Below are 16,209 nucleotides of genomic sequence, written 5' to 3' on the forward strand. Positions count from 1 at the left end.
AGTAAAACTATTCTGGCATCGAAAAATGATTTTGGCAATATTTGCCAAGTCGATCGCCTAAATATATAATGAAGCTAGTATAGGCGAGAGGATGGGAAATTTGTGCCAATTAATGAAGTGGCTGATAATCCATTGCCATTGTTAAGGAAATCAAGCAGTTACATAGATAACAGATTTGGGAATTGTGTCAGGAGAGACCCCAATTAAAACAGTGTCATAATTTCGCTACGGGTAGGGATGAACTGTGAATAGTATAAAAGCATAAACCAACCACCACAGTTCAAACCCAGCCATGATTTCAGCGACTAAACTACCATTTCTCTCTGTTCTTTGTCTAATGGCTCAAATTCGGGCTAATCTTAATATCATGTTGTTAGAACATTATGATCAGCTTACCCAATTATTGATGGTGATACCGAAGTTGTCACTGATGTTCAATGCCATTAGATTAACTCTGGGTTAAAATCACAGTTTCGCCTGTTTCAGCAGACTGTCTAGCGGCATCAGCTACTTTCAGGGTATAAAGACTATCTGCGTTAGAAACATAAAGAGGTGTTCCGTCAAAAAGGTGATCGAGAACCATCTGAGTATCCCGCACAAACAAACCGCTACGACTTCCGACTTCAATAGGTTGAGGGATATCTCCCTGTAGTAGTTGGCCCCCTTTTGGGGTAAATATCAAAGTTCCGGCTTCTCCATAAAGGGTAAAAAGGTTTTCGGACTCCCAAAAGGTTTCGCCTTTTCCGTAGACGACTTCGCCAATGGTTCCACAGGTAAAGTGTAACTGAGTCTGACACCAACAGGAACGATAGCGATCGCGATCGCTATCGACATTCCAAAACTGACTCTGGGCGTTTACAGAAGCGACAGCACCAAATAGGTCAGTCAAGCGATGTAGACGGGAAAGGGCCCCCACCAAGGGAAAACCAAACAGAGAATTTTGATAGGTCCAGCGATGAGAAGCGGGACGTTGAGGGTTAATAGTGCTGTAGCGGGCATAAAATACGGTTCCGATCGCCTCTAAAGCTGCTTTGATAGCATTGTGCAATCCCCCCAAAAGTTCGAGATGTTCCACATGAAGGAGTTTTTGGCGGCGTGAAGCCAAGGCGATTAACTCCTGACCCTGTTGAGGGTCAAGACAGAGGGGATATTCAACGACCACGTGCTTATCATTTTCGAGGGCGGCTTTTGCGATCGCACCATGATCGCGGTTAATGGTGCTAATGATAATCAGGTCTAAATCGTCCCGTTGTACTAATTCCAGCCAATTAGGGACTAATTGGGCATTAAACTCCTGACAGAAGGCTGCTGTAGTTTCAGGGCTATGACCAGTCACGGCGACTAAATGCGATCGCTGATCACTGTAGAGGGTTTGGGCGCGGGACTTAGCAACATACCCAGTGCCCACCAAACCGACGCGAATAGTGGAAGGGTCAGAAATTGTATTAGAAAAATTACTGGCTGTCATCTATAGACTGATATATTTTCGGGGGATATGACGAAGGGTTAAAACCCTAACTCATCCATTATTATCCCTTATGCTGACGACAGTGCAACCACCTGGCCCTATGTAATGGCCACATCAGATATAAGCAATTGGGATGTAATTAGAAAAATTTATAACAAAAACCGTTCATAATATGGCCGTAAAAGGTTTTACAACCTCGTGTTTTTCCTTTAATATCAGAAAGTGAAGAAAACCGAGACCACAGGGAGTCAGCCTAATATTCCCTTGTGATTTATATAGGTTTTTCTTATCAATTTTTTTGAGAACTAGAGAGGAACACTGAATGGCTACTTACAAAGTCACTCTGATTAGCGAAGCTGAAGGCATCAACGAAACCATCGATTGCGATGATGATACATATATTCTTGATGCTGCCGAAGAGGCTGGACTAGATCTGCCCTATTCCTGCCGCGCTGGTGCTTGCTCCACCTGTGCTGGTAAAATCACCAGTGGTAGCATTGACCAGTCTGATCAGTCTTTCTTAGATGATGATCAGATCGAAGCTGGGTATGTTTTGACTTGTGTAGCCTATCCCACCTCCGACTGCACAATCCAAACTCACCAAGAAGAAGGACTCTACTAAGTTTCTCCAACCTGGTCAGAGAAGGGAGAACAGGTTATTTGGGTTACAGTGGATCTGTTCTTCCTTCCCCTATAGCCAGGATTTATGGAGATTGCTGCCCAGTGATTAAATAATTGTTCAGGGGTTCTAGTTGAGTCCCCGGAAAATAAAATTCCAAAATGCGATCGCTAAACCACCCCAACCGGGCGAGTTTATGCGATCCTATTTGGCTGAAACCGACACCATGACCAAACCCGCCGCCGACAAAATTATAGCCTTGGAGAGTTTGGTTAGGGCCATAAATCGGATCAATATAAAATAGGGTACTAATAGGAGGCCAAAAAGCACTTTGGACCTCATCCTTATGGATTGGGATAACACCCCGATCAGTTTGTACCTCCATTTTCAACACCCGGCCAGAGTGGGCTCTTTCCACCACCCTCACCTGTTGAATAGTTTTAAAATCTGCCAGGGGACTTTTGCGACGCTTGAGATAAAATTGCAGATGATTAGTCATGGCCTTGAGATCAGTTCGGTATTGCCAGCGAAAATCACTCCAACCCTCTTCATTAAAACCCTTCCTCAGAGTCATAAACCGCCGGAAGTTCTGTTCATCAGCTAGGCTGTAGCTTTCCAGGTTCCACACATTTTGAGTAGTATCTAATACTGACCTGAGATAGGGGGGCTTGGGTCCATCCCAGACATCATTAAAATTAGCAGTAATGCCACCACTAGAGGAGAAATAGACGGCATCCACCAATTCCCCATCATAGGTCAGCACTAGGCCTTTGGTGTTAGTAATAGCGTTATCAGTGGATGGGTAAACCTCGGTTAATCCCTTATATACTTGACAATCTGTATTGGCACAAATTTGATAATTGTCGGCCTCAAACCGATGCAGATTCCGCAAGACATAGGTACGAGCTAAAATAGCCTGGGCTTCAATAGAAGCAGCCGGAGGCCATGCGCCCATTTCATGGGGTACAACTCCCCGCAAATAGGTTTCTAAGGGAACATGATTAACTAGGGTATAGGTTCCGTAGGCATCTGGCTGGAGTTTTAAACTGCCTCCATAAACTAAAGCCTGGGGATCATCTCTTTTCTTACCTACGGAAATGATATTCTGGGTAGCTTCAATTTTTAACTCTTGGCGGTTGTAACGATAGCCACCTAAGATCCAATAGGGAACGGGTTTCTGTGTGACTGCTTGGCTAGTGAAGGTAGGCTGATAGCCCTGGGCTTTTATGCTTTCTAGCAACCATCGGCGCAACAGGGGGGTTGAGTAAGTTTCCCGAGAAGCCCAAACCTGCCATACATCAGGTTGCGCTAGTTCAACTTCGATTCCCATTTCTTGCCATTTGTTAGCCTGCTGTGCGGCGGTTTCATAGCTGCGGTGACTGCTGAAAATCAGACGCTCCTTAACTTGGGGTTCTGGAAGGGGCTGCATTTCCACCTGAATAACGGCGCTGAGGGTATGCAGGATTTGTTCACCTTGGGGGGTGGCAAAACGCAGGGTTAGATGGTCGCCAGGTTTGGCTTGCAATACGAGGGTATCTGTGGGGGTTTTGCCAAATTGCTGCACTACCCCGACTTCTAGGATAGGGTTAATTTCTTCTTGGGCGATCGCTTTATTCGGTGTCAGTCCTAATAAACATCCGAACATTAAAACCATTGGCCACTTGGCTAAACTCTTAGGAACACATTGATCACTACTCCGGGAGTATAGGTTAGGTTGGGGGGCTGTTGTCGCGTTTATCATCTGGACTCTCAGATATCAGGACATTGATCAATTATGAATGATCAAACCAAAATCTCCCGCTAGAATTGGATCTAACGGGAGATCTGGAGGTAGTTACACAAGATTTCCGAGTGGGATTGAAATTAAGATTTTTGTTCACCTTTGCGACTGACAAGGGAGAAAGCTGCGCCAACTGCTAGGAGTCCTAACACCATAGTAGGTTCAGGAACTTGCACACCTCTGATGGCATTCATATTTTTCTTGCCGATATCAAGGGCAAACACAACATCATTATAGTCTCTGTCACCACCACCGACGATATCTTCAAAAGCTAACACCAGATAGCCAGATTGTTCATAGGCCATCACTTGTTGGAATCCATTTCTGTTCCGGCTGGAGTCAACATATAAACGAGTAGGGTTGCTGCGTCCATAACCATCTGAATTGAGGAAAAAGTCTAGGGTGGTTCCTCCGTTAACTGTACCCAAGCTGACAAAATCACCTGCTTGTAAAGGATTAGCGGTTGGGTCGTTGCGAGAATTTCGATAACCGGTATAAGTTGAGCAACTGCTAGTTAGGCAGACAATATCATCAAACAGAATAGTGTCTGATATGTTGGTAGCCCCCGTAGCGGAAACACCTAATTGGTTGCGGTAATTGGCACCCTCACTGAGGAAATGCACTTTAACTTCATGGTCGAAATCTAATGTGAGTTTACTCAAATCTAGCTGACGACTAGAAACAAATGAGGGGTCTAGGCTTGATATTCGGTGTGGATATAGTCATTAAAAACACCGGAGTTAATCAGCCCTTGAAATTGTTGATCGGCTCGTTGAATAGTGAATGCAGCAGCGTAACCAGCAACGGCTAGGGTAGTTGTGACGGCTGTAAATGCTGCGAGGATTGTGGATTTCATGGGGGTTGGTCTCCGTAAGTTTTAAGATAACAGTTCAGTAAGATGCGAGTCCTGGAAGATTCATAACTTTTTAGCTGATGAGTCTATTATGGAACAGGGATCAGTTATTTGTCCAGCAAAATTAGGAATCTTTACCAAATCTTTAAACAAATTATGGGTTGTATAAAGATTATGATATTTTTTAGGTGAAAATACGGAGAGATAATTGGGAATATTCCCCCTGGGTGTATAGAGAATTGATAATCTTGAGAAACCGGGTTTACAGCCCTTTTAGTAATCATGCAATAGGCATTAAAAGTCCCTCTCCCAAAGTAGGAGAGGGATTTAGGTTACTGAGTGATAAATCCGGTTCCTTTGAACCCCCTAGGGGGGCTATTGTGATGAAACCTCATGGGTTATTTCTCGATTTTGGCGACCTCTAGTAATGTTTTGAGTAGGGAATCAGGATTAAGACTAATGGAATCAATCCCTAAGTCAACCAAAAACCGGGTAAATTCAGGATAATCACTGGGTGCTTGACCACAAATACCAATCTTGCGATCGCGACGTTTAGCAGCTTGAATGACCATTTTAATCATGCGCTTAACTGCTTCGTCCCGTTCATCAAAAATGTGGGCTACGAGTCCGGAATCACGATCTAAGCCGAGAGTTAACTGGGTTAAATCATTGGAACCGATAGAAAAACCATCAAACACCTGACAAAACTGGTCAGCCAATAAAACATTACTGGGTAACTCACACATGACATAAACTTGCAGACTATTTTCGCCACGTTTTAAGCCATGTTTTGCCATTTCTGCTAAGACCTGCTGACCTTCTTCGGGGGTGCGACAGAAAGGAATCATGGGAATGACATTAGCTAATCCCATTTCATCCCGAACCTGCTTGATAGCTTGACATTCCAAGGCGAAGGCTTGGCGATATTTAGGGTCAGTATACCGAGACGCACCGCGCCAACCAATCATGGGGTTTTCTTCGATGGGTTCAAATTGTCGCCCTCCCAGCAAATTGGCGTATTCGTTACTTTTTAAATCGCTCATGCGGACAATAACGGGTTTGGGATAAAAAGCAGCAGCAATAGTGCCAATTCCTTGGGCGAGTTGACTAATAAAATAGTCGGGTTTGCTATTAAATCCGGCGGTGAGTTTTTCGATTTCCTGGCGCGCGGCTTGATCTTGGAGTTGGTCAAAGTGAATTAAGGCGAGGGGATGGACTCGGATCTGATTGGCGATGATAAATTCTAGTCGCGCTAGTCCTACGCCGTCACAGGGTTGAGAGGCGAGGCTAAAGGCTTCTGCTGGGTTGCCAATATTGAGTAAAATTTGGGTGCGGGTTTTGGGTAAATCGTCTAATACGGTTTTGGCGATCGCAAAAGGTACTAAACCCTGATAGACCTTACCGACTTCCCCCTCAGCGCAGGAAACGGTTACGGCTTGACCTGTGCGTAAGATATCGGTAGCATTACCACAGCCCACAATAGCGGGAATGCCCATTTCTCGCGCAATAATCGCCGCATGACAGGTGCGACCGCCGGAGTTGGTAATAATGGCGGAGGCTTTTTTCATAATTGGTTCCCAGTCGGGGTCTGTTTTTTGGGTAACTAAAATTTCCCCTGGTTTAAATTCATGAATGCGCTGGACATTCAGGAGAAGGCGGGTTTTACCTTGACCAATACGATCGCCTACAGCGCGACCCTCGACTAAGACTTCTGCTGTACCTTGGAGGTGATATTGTTGCAAAATGCGATCGGACTTTTGAGATTGGACTGTTTCCGGACGCGCCTGGACAATAAATAATTCCCCAGTTTGGCCATCTTTAGCCCATTCAATGTCCATGGGGGAATAACAGCCCCGAATTTGGTTATAGTGATCTTCGATAATTTGCGCCCATTTAGCCAGCTTGAGAATTTCCTCATCACTGAGGGCAAATTTTTGTTGTTCAGTTTCTGGGACGGGGATAATGCGGGTAGCTTGATGGCGATCGTAAACCATTTTTACGGCTTTACTACCCAGACGCTTGGCGATAATCGGTCGAAAACCCTCCCGCAACATGGGTTTAAATACCATGAATTCATCAGGGTTGACAGTCCCTTGGACTATGGTTTCCCCTAAGCCATAGGCGGCGGTAATTATGACGGCGTTTTTGAATCCGGTTTCTGTATCAATTGAGAACATTACCCCGGAAGTGGCTAAGTCCGATCGCACCATTTTTTGTATGCCAATAGATAAGGCTACATCAAAATGATCGAAACCTTGGAGGCTACGGTAGGAAATAGCGCGATCGGTGAATAGGGAGGCGAAACATTTGCGAGTCGCTTCTAAAATTCCCTTGATACCGTGAATATTTAAATAGGTTTCCTGTTGTCCCGCTTCCGCGTGCGTCACAGCAGCAAATTGGTTGGTTTTCCCAAAGGTGGATCCTGTGTGACGCACCCTACCGTTAGGGAGGTCTTCAGCGGTGGCTGACGATCGCACTGCTACATCTGTTTCATTACCATATAGATCGCACAGTTGTTTATAGGCTATGGCGATCGCCTGTTCGAGATCGGGGGGTAACAAGGTATTAACAATTAGCGATCGGGCTTCTTTCCCGCGCTGGCGCAGGTTTTTAATATCCTCAATATCCAGACCCGCCAATAACCGCCGCAACTCACTTTCCAAACCGCCATATTCAATAAAATAGCGATAGGCTTCCGCCGTGATTGCAAAACCCTGGGGAACATTAATTCCCCGCAATTCCAGTTGTTGAATCATCTCCCCTAGGGAAGCATTTTTACCACCCACTAGGGGAAGGTCAGCCAGTCGCACATCTTCAAACCATAAAATCAGAGTTTTGTTTTGCTTAACTTGGGCTTTTGTATTGGCAAATAGTTTTAACATGGGCTGAAACACTCCAAATCAAAGTTGCCGTCATCAAACTGGCGGCTTTCGGTTTATCGAATTTAATCAGAAACAAATGACGGATGGGATAGAAACCCTTAATCGTCCTTAGCTACGAGTTTTAGGCAGTTATTGAAAATCATTTTTACCTTGATCCCCAATTTTATGTTGTCACAGAAAACTGGTTTTTAGGTATTTCTTATCTAGGTAGACGGTTAAACGTTGTTTTTTTGGTGACTACTTTTATTATATTGCTTTTCTCATAAAACGACATCTCCTGATCACCCTCAGCCATAGTTACCAGACTAAAATCATGATGAATTGTGGGAAATATGGGTTATTCTTAAAAAAGATTAAGCAGATCAGGAGCTTAAAATGAAAGTTAAGAAATATTACGAATCCGTTGCCCCTTATGAACGGGATCAGTGCGCTGAGATCATTTGTCCCATTCAGTTTTTAATGGATATCATTGGCAGTAAATGGTCAGTCCAAATTTTGCGGGAGTTATTCCGAGGCGATATGAGAACCCATGAATTGATTGAAGCCTTACCAGGGATCAGCACAAAGACTCTGACGATCCGATTGAGAGAGTTAGAAAAGTATGGCTTATTAATCCGTACCGTTTACCCAGAAATCCCTCCCCATGTGGAATATTCTCTCACTGCTAAAGGTCGGGAACTAAAACCTGTGATTTTGGCCATGAAACAAGTGGGGGAACAGTGGCTACACCAGGAAAGTTGTATATGTGCTTTGGAATTGAGCGGCTAGAAAAATGATCGGATTTTTGATACAATTTCAAATAAGGTGGTAAAATGCGATCGCTTTTATGTGATTCAAGCCCCAAATTAACCCCTTTTGTACAAAAATCGAGTCTACTGTGACTGATAATCCTCGCCAATTAGCTTTTGTCACCCTCCGAGACATTCAACGACGGGGCGCATTTGCTGATATAGTTTTAGATGAAAAATTGCGTCAAGCTGACCTTAAAGATGCCGATCGCCGCCTGGGAACAGAATTAGTTTACGGTTGTACCCGACGCAGGCGAACCCTCGATGCAATTATTGATCGCCTAGCCAAAAAACCCGCCCACCAACAGCCGCCAGATCTGAGAATTATTCTGCATTTGGGGTTATATCAACTCTGCTTCAGCTCGAATATTCCTCCCTCGGCGGCGGTGAATACCACTGTAGACCTAACCAAAGTCAATAACTTATCTGGTTTGGGGGGATTTGTTAATGGTCTCTTGCGTCAGTATTTGCGCCTGGTGGAGGCGGGAAATTCCCTCGAGTCAATTTTGCAGTTACCGGAAAATCCCGTTTCTCGGCTGGGTATTCTCCACAGTTTCCCCGACTGGATGATCAAATTCTGGTTGGAGGAGTTGGGGGAGTCTCAAACCCAACAACTCTGTGACTGGTTTAATCAGTCCCCTAGTTTGGATTTAAGAATTAACCCCCTCTCGACTACCTTGGAGACGGTGGAAACAGCCTTTCAACAACAGGAAATCATCGGATCGCCTCTTCCGAAACTTCCCCAAGGTTGGCGATTATCTTCTGGTGTGGGGGCGATCCGAAATTTACCCGGATATGATCAAGGTTGGTGGACTGTTCAGGACGCATCCGCCCAATTGGTAGGATATATAGTAGATCCTCAGCCTGGGGAAATTATAATTGATGCCTGCGCCGCCCCGGGGGGAAAAACTACCCATATCGCAGAACTGATGGGGGATAATGGTAAAGTTATCGCTATCGATCGCTCCCCTGGACGGCTAAAACCTTTAAAACAGAATATTAACCGGCTCAAGTTGCGATCGATTCAGGTAGAAGTAGGAGATAGTCGTCATTTTCCACAATATAATAATATGGCCGATCGCGTATTATTAGATGCACCTTGTTCTGGTGGTGGGACTTTGCATCGGCGATCTGATTCCCGCTGGCGACAAACTCCTGATCAGATTCGGCAATTGTCTCAACTGCAGGCAGAATTATTAGAGATGGTCAGTCATTGGGTGAAGCCGGGAGGGGTATTAGTTTATGCCACTTGTACTTTATACCCCCAGGAAAATGAATGGGCGATCGCATCTTTTTTAAGTCGTCATCCTTCCTGGCGTGTAGAGGTTCCTAACCTAGATCTTCCGGTGGAACCCACTAAGGAAGGTTGGCTGAAAATTTGGCCCCATCGTCACCAAATGGATGGATTTTTTATAGCTAAACTTAGACACTGATGTTCTACTACTACGGCCGAAAAAAGCAAATAGCAAAGCATTATCCTTCTCCTAATTTTGAAGCGATCGTGGAACCTTTTGCCGGTTCGGCGGCTTATTCATTGTACGGAGAAAACTGGCAAAAAAATGTTTTTTTAGTAGAAAAAGATGAGAGCGTCTCCGATATTTGGAAATGGTTAATTGAAGAAGCAACGCCACAGGTAATCAACAATTTACCTGACTTAGAAATCGGCGAAAAGAGTTCCGAATTTCTTCATATTATTCATGCAGCCACGAAAATGGCATTTCACTATAAAACTATTAAAGTGACTGCAGTTCTAGCTAGAAATTGGCAGATTAGTAAAAGATATATGTGCGAAAACTTATTTAAGATTAAGCACTGGAAGATTATCTGTGGAGATTATACATTAGCCCCCGATATAGAAGCAACTTGGTTTATTGACCCACCCTATAAAGACGCTTCTGGGGAAGGTTATCGCTATGGAAGTAAACTTATTGATTATCAAAAACTAGCCACATGGTCTAAGAATAGGAAGGGAGAAGTTATATTTTGTGAAGGTCATTGTGGTAATTATCTACCGTTCAAGCCATTGCTATACTTAAAAGGTGTAGCCGGAAAAACTAGCAAGGAAATGATCTACTATCGTTCCGATAGTTACCCTCAGCTTTTAGCTAAATCGAAAATTTCATAATCATCTGATAAACCTGTTTATATAGATAATCATCAATTACAGCTACCCAACCTTGTCCCATCTTCTGTTTGCCACTTACTTTCATCCCCGTTACTTTCGTGTTTCTACCTCGTGTTCCACTAATATTTCCCCAATCATCTTGAGTCAGATTATTGGCATAGAAGATAGCCGTAACTTTTGGATAGTTAAAATCCTGTTCATTTAGGACAAAATCCCAAACTAATCCCAATAACTCTTTTACTTCTTGATGATGAGCCTGCCAGGTAATGCCTTCTAAAGCATTGATTCTTGGTTGTCCGGCTCTGAGATTTGCACCTTTAGTTATATTTCCAATAGTACACTTTACCTCTAAACCAACAGGATAATTACGCAATTCTTCCTCCGGCGAGTTTTCACTTCCCTTGGGGATTAGATCGGGATGTCCTTTCTCTATGGGGTTAACGATCGCTTCTGTTACTTCGGCTATAGACTGGCAAAACATGGAACCAACAATCGAACTTGTAGTTTTATAATCAATATTTTTATAAACAGCCGCCGGAATAGTTTCTAGAAATTGATTGGTTTGGGACAGTGCTGAATCTATATGTCTAGCATTGACTTCAAATCCCCCCAAAATATGGAAATTAGGATTAATAATATATGTCATATAATGCTCGTTCCACTTCAGCTATCAAAACACTAGCAGTAGTGTTTAGAGATTGGGAAATCCGAAACAAGACAGACAAAGTGGGTGATTTTAAACCACGTTCTATCTGGCTGACATAGGTACGATGTATACCTGCTCTGTCAGCGAGTTCTTCTTGGGAAATCTTTGCTAGTGTTCTGTACTTAATCAGAACTTGACCTAAAGCCTTGTTAATCTCTGTCATGCTGAAATTATGTCAGCTACAGATACCCTGAGTCTACAGACAATAGTATTCAAGTGAGTCCGATCGCCCAATAGCAAATCAGTATGAGGACTGAACCCAACAATATTAGTGGATGGATCCCAGAGAGTGTCAAGAATTTAGGATAAAATTAGGTGTAAAGCCCAAAAAACACCTGATATGCACTTGATTCTATGTCATACCACAGCAGATTTTGACTCCTTGGGGGCGGCGGTAGGTTTAACTTGCCTGTATCCAGGTAGTAGAATAGTGCTGACGGGGGGATCTCATCCAGCCGTGCGGGATTTTTTGGCTTTGTATCGAGATGAGTTTCCATTGATTGAAAGGCGATCGGTTAATCCTGAGCGGATCTGTAAATTGTCCGTGGTGGATAGCCAAAATCGCGATCGCCTAGGGAAAGCAGCCGAATGGTTAGACTTACCCAATTTGGAAATCCTGTTGTATGACCATCACCCTCACCTAAAATTAGATATCCCCGCTACATGGACTCAAATTGAAGCGGTAGGGGCAACTACTACTTTAATTGTAGAGCATTTGCGCTCTATGGCTAATCCTGTGATTCCCCGACCAGCAGAAGCCACAGTTATGGCTTTAGGTATTCATGTCGATACCGGATCGCTAACCTTTGACCATTCTACTCCACGGGATGCGATCGCCTTAGCTTGGTTAATGGAAAAAAATCCGAGTTTATCTGCGATCGCCGAATATGTAGAACCCGGCTTATCTCCTACCCTACAGGACTTATTAACCACAGCTTTAGAAACTCTACATCAGTCAACTGTCAAAGGTAACACCATATCCTGGGTATTATTGGAAACTGATGATTATGTACCCGGTCTGTCTAGTTTAACCTCCGAATTATTAGACCTGACCGAAAGCGATGGATTATTACTAGCTAATCAATATCGAGTCCGTAGCGGTGGGGAGAAACGATTAACTATTATTGGGCGATCGCGCATTGACCAAACCGACCTCAACCGCCTATTTAATCCCCTCGGTGGTGGTGGTCATCCCCGCGCCGCTTCCGTGATTTTACGAGATGTCGATCCGCACTCCACCTTAGAAACCCTGGTAACTAATTTTAAGGCACAAATTCCTCCATCACCTACCGCTAGGGAATTAATGTCTTCCCCAGTACGCACTATTCGCCCGGGAACCAGCGTCGGGGAGGCTCACCGTATACTACTACGTTATGGTCATTCAGGGCTATCTGTTTTAGACGATAACCATCAACTGGTGGGGATTATCTCCCGTCGTGATATTGATATCGCCTTACATCATGGTTTCAATCATTCCCCAGTGAAAGGTTATATGACCCCGCAACTGCGGACAATTACCCCGGAAACTTCACTCCCGGAAATTGAGTCAATTATGGTCACTTATGATATTGGTCGATTACCCGTTTTAGAAAATGGTAATTTAGTCGGAATTGTCACCCGCACCGATGTATTAAGGTTACTTTATCAACAGCATTGTCTACCCAAACCTACCCCCCGCCGAGGTTGTATTCCGGGTTCTACTTGTAGCACTGTTGATGAACTTTTACAAGAACGTTTAGCCCCAGAACTTTGGCAAATTTTAGCCAAAATTGCCGAACTTAGTCAACAGCGAGGTTGGCAAATTTATCTAGTCGGTGGGGGAGTGCGAGATTTATTGTTAGCTGAACCGACGGATAATCTCTTATTACATGATATTGATTTGGTGGTTGATGGTTGCTATCACAATTCTACTAACAATATATCAGATGAGATAACTACGACAATTTCTCCGGCTGTGGATCTAGCGCGATCGCTACAAGAATATTACCCACAAGCGCGACTAGAAGTGCATGGTCAATTTCAAACCGCCGCCTTATTGTGGCATAATCACCCCGTTTTAAACTCCCTTTGGATTGATATTGCTACTGCTAGAACCGAGTTTTATCCCTATCCGGCGGCTAACCCAGAAGTCGAAGCAAGTTCTATTCGTCAAGACCTCTACCGTCGCGATTTTACGATTAATGCTTTGGCTTTGAGATTAACTGAACCTAAATCCGGAGAATTATTAGACTTTTTTGGTGGGGTTCAGGATTTGGAATTACGAGAAATTAGGGTATTGCATCCTAATAGTTTTATTGAAGACCCTACCCGCATTTATCGCGCGGTCAGGTTTGCGGTGCGACTGGGTTTTAATCTGGAACATCACACTAAGGAATATGTCGATTATGCCATTAATAGTGGTATTTATGACCGCCAGCGACAACAGCGAGATTCTGCTAAAATCCCCGCTTTGGAAGCCAGGCTAAAAAGTGAGTTAAAATATATTCTGCAAGCCCCCTATTGGCAACCGGCTTTACATTTATTAGGGGAGTTAAAAGCCCTGCGGTGTATTCATCCCACTTTGGAGTTAAATCAGCTTCTCTGGCGGCAAATTAGAACCGTAGACCGCTGTTTAAAACGGTTTGACCCTCACCACACTCTCACCCATTGGCAAATTCGCCTGGATGTCTTAATCGCCGCTTTGTCTCCCGAATATCGCCGGGAAGTTGCCGATATTTTTCAGTTTAATTCTCAGCAGGTAGACCGTTTGTTAAACCTAGAAAATGCTCAAAATCGAGTGGCGGATTTATTGCCCAATTGTCAGCAGCCTAGTGATTATTTTCGGGTGTTTGAACCCTACGATTTACCGATGTTGATTTTAATTGCCGCCCATTCTCCTCGGTGGGTGAGAAAGCAAATTTGGAGATATTTAAATAATTGGTGGAATGCTAAACCGATTCTGAATGGTAATGATTTGAAAAAGTTGGGATATAAACCTGGACCGCAATTTCAAATTATGTTAAATGACTTGCTAAATGCTACCTTAGATGGTATAGTATCCGATACTGTGGGGGCAACTAAATTTATAAGCGATCGCTATCCCCATTCCAGTAGTTGACCCCGTGAAACCCGGTCGGAATTATCACTAATGTTCATTGCCCAAAGCATGAAGAACTTGCCGCGAACAATGAACAATAATAATAAATTACCGCATTTGCTAATCAACCCTCTCCAATTGCCAGAGGATTTGATTACCTTCCCGTCTAACCCTGGAAACTTCCCAATTGCGCCACGCCCAGTTATCACCGCGACTGGTGACAGCACTGGCGTTAATATCCATTAAATCAGCAAGTTCTGAACTACTGATCAAATAGCCTTTACTAGCAATTTCGTCGGCAATATGCAGGGTTTCTATGAGATTCCTAAGTTGATTAACTCGAAATTCCCGGGGTAAACTCTCATTGGACTCGTTGATTGGCTCAGTCATAGCAAAATTTGATACAGCAAGATTAGAGTCTATCACAAGAAATTGTATCTTGAGATTATGCAATGGGTCAGTTATCTCTGAAACAATTGCCAAAAATTAAGTTTAAATTTGGGGATTTTCCCCAACCTCCGCCTGGTGGACTAACTCTCACCGTGATACCCGATAACGGCCAAAGCGTCAACAACCAACAGTTCACTCTTCACGCTTTCACTTTTGTAAGGGATTGACCACAGACCCCATAAATAAAATGGTGCCACTGTCAAACTCTCTAATTATAAACATAAATGGTCGATTAATATGAATGCGATCGCGGATGGAACTTCTACTTCCGGCAATTACCCCAGTGGCGGCTGATGCTTCTGTGCCTTTTTCGTCAACATTGACAAAGGCTTGATGCACCACATCATATAAGAAAAATGGTTTTTCGGAACTGATACCAGAAAAATCGGCAATTTCCGTAAAAGCTGATTCCATACCCATATAACTCAGGGTTGACTTGAGATTAAACGATGAGCTAAAATTAAATTTGGGTAGCCATATTTGTAAGTTGACATATTCCAGGTTTTGCAGCCAGTTTTGTAAATTAGCGATCGTCATGTTGTCGGCGAAAGTGGGGAGGTCTGTTCCTTCCGCAGGTAGCAGAATTATCATTGATAAATTACCATCAGCGTAGGGAAGTTCAATTATCTTCACTTCCGGTAAACTATGATAACCAATAGAGACATTAGGATGGTGCATCATCGGCACCGAAATAGTTTCTCCTGATGGCAAATTAAAGATGCCATCTTGAGTATATTTCTCTGGAAAAGGTGACAACCAATCTCCCGCAAAATAAACCGCATTAGTCAAAATCAGTCGGGTGAATACATCCAAAGTTCCCGGTGCGATGAGGTCAGTAATTTTGTGGTTAGTTTCCTGGCTTATCCAATCATTAATTGTTTGACGTGACTCTTCATGATTGCCTCGAAAATCTACTTGAGTTAACGGCGCATTATAATGGTTTTTGGTGATTTGTAAAAAGGGTTCCTGAAACCTATAGCCGGACTGTCCCCACAAACGGTTAACTAAATAGAGTTGGGAAGAGTTGCGGCTTTTAATATCATTAACCAGACTGGTAAATTCCGGGTATAAACTACCAGGAGGCTGATGGAAATGGAAAACCTGGGATATTTGCATAGCCGTTTGATTTCGTGACCCTTCATAGGTCATAGCCATAGCAGTGGAAAGGCTATAGGGTGAAAAAAATAAATTGCCTGATATTTCCTTTTTGAGTTGGTTGTATAGGTCGAGAGCAAATTGGTTATTTTGATTCACGATCGCATTAGTATCTACACGAGCAATATTATATGAATTGGACTCTGTGCTGTTGCTAACAGCCTGGGATATGGTGGGTAAACTTACACCCCACAGTAATAGCAGAGAAGCCAATAGGGAACCATTCCGCCGCCCCCAAACTGACAATTTAGACATCATAGGACTAAGTACCATTTTAACTGTTCCATAGTTGACTATTTCCAAATTT

General features: G+C 43.5%; 15 protein-coding genes. 6 read left to right on the top strand and 9 right to left on the bottom strand.

Annotated elements, in window-relative coordinates; genetic code table 11:
- Positions 1–292: 292 nt before the first annotated feature.
- Entirely contained in the window at positions 293–463 is a 171-nt protein-coding gene (locus N39L_RS04765; RefSeq protein WP_157888673.1) for a hypothetical protein, read from the top strand.
- On the opposite strand, the gene N39L_RS04770 is transcribed toward N39L_RS04765, so the two are convergent.
- A complete protein-coding gene (locus tag N39L_RS04770) occupies positions 449–1,468 on the bottom strand; it encodes a Gfo/Idh/MocA family protein (RefSeq protein WP_014274453.1) in 1,020 nt (339 codons plus the stop codon). The genes N39L_RS04765 and N39L_RS04770 overlap by 15 nt on opposite strands.
- Positions 1,469–1,790: 322 nt before the next feature.
- On the opposite strand from N39L_RS04770, the gene N39L_RS04775 reads away from it, so the two are divergent.
- Positions 1,791–2,090: a ferredoxin gene (locus tag N39L_RS04775; protein WP_006619147.1), complete on the top strand. Its 300-nt coding sequence runs from the start codon at positions 1,791–1,793 to the stop codon at positions 2,088–2,090.
- Between the two features lie 82 nt (positions 2,091–2,172).
- On the opposite strand, the gene N39L_RS04780 is transcribed toward N39L_RS04775, so the two are convergent.
- The 4 genes from N39L_RS04780 to ppsA all read right to left on the bottom strand — a co-directional run bounded on the left by N39L_RS04780 (position 2,173) and on the right by ppsA (position 7,602).
- Positions 2,173–3,828, bottom strand: coding sequence for a SpoIID/LytB domain-containing protein (locus N39L_RS04780; protein ID WP_014274454.1), 1,656 nt, complete (start codon positions 3,826–3,828; stop codon positions 2,173–2,175).
- Positions 3,829–3,950: 122 nt separating this feature from the next.
- On the bottom strand, positions 3,951–4,529 hold the full coding sequence (locus tag N39L_RS04785; RefSeq protein ID WP_014274455.1) for a DUF4114 domain-containing protein: 579 nt from the start codon (positions 4,527–4,529) through the stop codon (positions 3,951–3,953).
- Between the two features lie 32 nt (positions 4,530–4,561).
- Positions 4,562–4,723: a hypothetical protein gene (locus N39L_RS04790; protein ID WP_014274456.1), complete on the bottom strand. Its 162-nt coding sequence runs from the start codon at positions 4,721–4,723 to the stop codon at positions 4,562–4,564.
- 395 nt (positions 4,724–5,118) lie between these two features.
- A complete protein-coding gene (gene ppsA, locus N39L_RS04795; RefSeq protein WP_014274458.1) occupies positions 5,119–7,602 on the bottom strand; it encodes a phosphoenolpyruvate synthase in 2,484 nt (827 codons plus the stop codon).
- 375 nt (positions 7,603–7,977) lie between these two features.
- Here ppsA and N39L_RS04800 point away from each other — a divergent pair, with 375 nt between their 5' ends.
- The 3 genes from N39L_RS04800 to N39L_RS04810 all read left to right on the top strand — a co-directional run bounded on the left by N39L_RS04800 (position 7,978) and on the right by N39L_RS04810 (position 10,515).
- Entirely contained in the window at positions 7,978–8,370 is a 393-nt protein-coding gene (locus N39L_RS04800) for a winged helix-turn-helix transcriptional regulator (protein ID WP_006619151.1), read from the top strand.
- Between the two features lie 109 nt (positions 8,371–8,479).
- Complete coding sequence (locus N39L_RS04805) at positions 8,480–9,823, top strand: 16S rRNA (cytosine(967)-C(5))-methyltransferase (protein WP_006619152.1); 1,344 nt, start codon at positions 8,480–8,482, stop codon at positions 9,821–9,823.
- Positions 9,823–10,515 (top strand): DNA adenine methylase, encoded by a 693-nt coding sequence (locus N39L_RS04810; RefSeq protein ID WP_006619153.1) that lies wholly within the window; start codon positions 9,823–9,825, stop codon positions 10,513–10,515. Before N39L_RS04805 ends, N39L_RS04810 begins: the two co-directional genes overlap by 1 nt.
- Here N39L_RS04810 and N39L_RS04815 read toward each other — a convergent pair.
- Together N39L_RS04815 and N39L_RS04820 are read right to left on the bottom strand one after the other, a co-directional pair.
- The gene (locus tag N39L_RS04815) at positions 10,496–11,161 is read right to left on the bottom strand and encodes a hypothetical protein (protein ID WP_006619154.1); all 666 of its coding nucleotides are present in this window, start codon (positions 11,159–11,161) and stop codon (positions 10,496–10,498) included. The genes N39L_RS04810 and N39L_RS04815 overlap by 20 nt on opposite strands.
- Complete coding sequence (locus N39L_RS04820) at positions 11,145–11,384, bottom strand: helix-turn-helix domain-containing protein (RefSeq protein ID WP_006619155.1); 240 nt, start codon at positions 11,382–11,384, stop codon at positions 11,145–11,147. The genes N39L_RS04815 and N39L_RS04820 overlap by 17 nt, the downstream gene beginning before the upstream one ends.
- Before the next feature lie 177 nt (positions 11,385–11,561).
- On the opposite strand from N39L_RS04820, the gene N39L_RS04825 reads away from it, so the two are divergent.
- Positions 11,562–14,318 carry a CBS domain-containing protein gene (locus tag N39L_RS04825; RefSeq protein WP_006619156.1) on the top strand — a complete coding sequence of 919 codons (2,757 nt, stop codon included), beginning with the start codon at positions 11,562–11,564 and terminating at the stop codon, positions 14,316–14,318.
- A 99-nt stretch (positions 14,319–14,417) separates the two neighbouring features.
- On the opposite strand, the gene N39L_RS04830 is transcribed toward N39L_RS04825, so the two are convergent.
- Positions 14,418–14,687, bottom strand: a complete 270-nt coding sequence (locus N39L_RS04830; RefSeq protein WP_006619157.1) for a hypothetical protein — start codon at positions 14,685–14,687, stop codon at positions 14,418–14,420.
- 207 nt (positions 14,688–14,894) lie between these two features.
- The gene (locus N39L_RS04835; protein WP_231852095.1) at positions 14,895–16,175 is read right to left on the bottom strand and encodes a serpin family protein; all 1,281 of its coding nucleotides are present in this window, start codon (positions 16,173–16,175) and stop codon (positions 14,895–14,897) included.
- Positions 16,176–16,209 lie beyond the last annotated feature (34 nt).

The sequence above is a fragment of the Limnospira platensis NIES-39 genome (assembly GCF_026000695.1).
Taxonomy (GTDB): Bacteria; Cyanobacteriota; Cyanobacteriia; order Cyanobacteriales; family Microcoleaceae; genus Limnospira; species Limnospira platensis.

Coding starts and splice junctions, on each gene's coding strand:
- N39L_RS04810 (WP_006619153.1), top strand. CDS start 9,823: ATGTTCTACTACTACGGCCGAAAAAAGCAAATAGCAAAGCATTATCCT.
- N39L_RS04830 (WP_006619157.1), bottom strand. CDS start 14,687: ATGACTGAGCCAATCAACGAGTCCAATGAGAGTTTACCCCGGGAATTT.
- N39L_RS04790 (WP_014274456.1), bottom strand. CDS start 4,723: ATGAAATCCACAATCCTCGCAGCATTTACAGCCGTCACAACTACCCTA.
- ppsA (WP_014274458.1), bottom strand. CDS start 7,602: ATGTTAAAACTATTTGCCAATACAAAAGCCCAAGTTAAGCAAAACAAA.
- N39L_RS04815 (WP_006619154.1), bottom strand. CDS start 11,161: ATGACATATATTATTAATCCTAATTTCCATATTTTGGGGGGATTTGAA.
- N39L_RS04820 (WP_006619155.1), bottom strand. CDS start 11,384: ATGACAGAGATTAACAAGGCTTTAGGTCAAGTTCTGATTAAGTACAGA.
- N39L_RS04770 (WP_014274453.1), bottom strand. CDS start 1,468: ATGACAGCCAGTAATTTTTCTAATACAATTTCTGACCCTTCCACTATT.
- N39L_RS04825 (WP_006619156.1), top strand. CDS start 11,562: ATGCACTTGATTCTATGTCATACCACAGCAGATTTTGACTCCTTGGGG.
- N39L_RS04800 (WP_006619151.1), top strand. CDS start 7,978: ATGAAAGTTAAGAAATATTACGAATCCGTTGCCCCTTATGAACGGGAT.
- N39L_RS04835 (WP_231852095.1), bottom strand. CDS start 16,175: ATGGTACTTAGTCCTATGATGTCTAAATTGTCAGTTTGGGGGCGGCGG.
- N39L_RS04775 (WP_006619147.1), top strand. CDS start 1,791: ATGGCTACTTACAAAGTCACTCTGATTAGCGAAGCTGAAGGCATCAAC.
- N39L_RS04780 (WP_014274454.1), bottom strand. CDS start 3,828: ATGATAAACGCGACAACAGCCCCCCAACCTAACCTATACTCCCGGAGT.
- N39L_RS04765 (WP_157888673.1), top strand. CDS start 293: ATGATTTCAGCGACTAAACTACCATTTCTCTCTGTTCTTTGTCTAATG.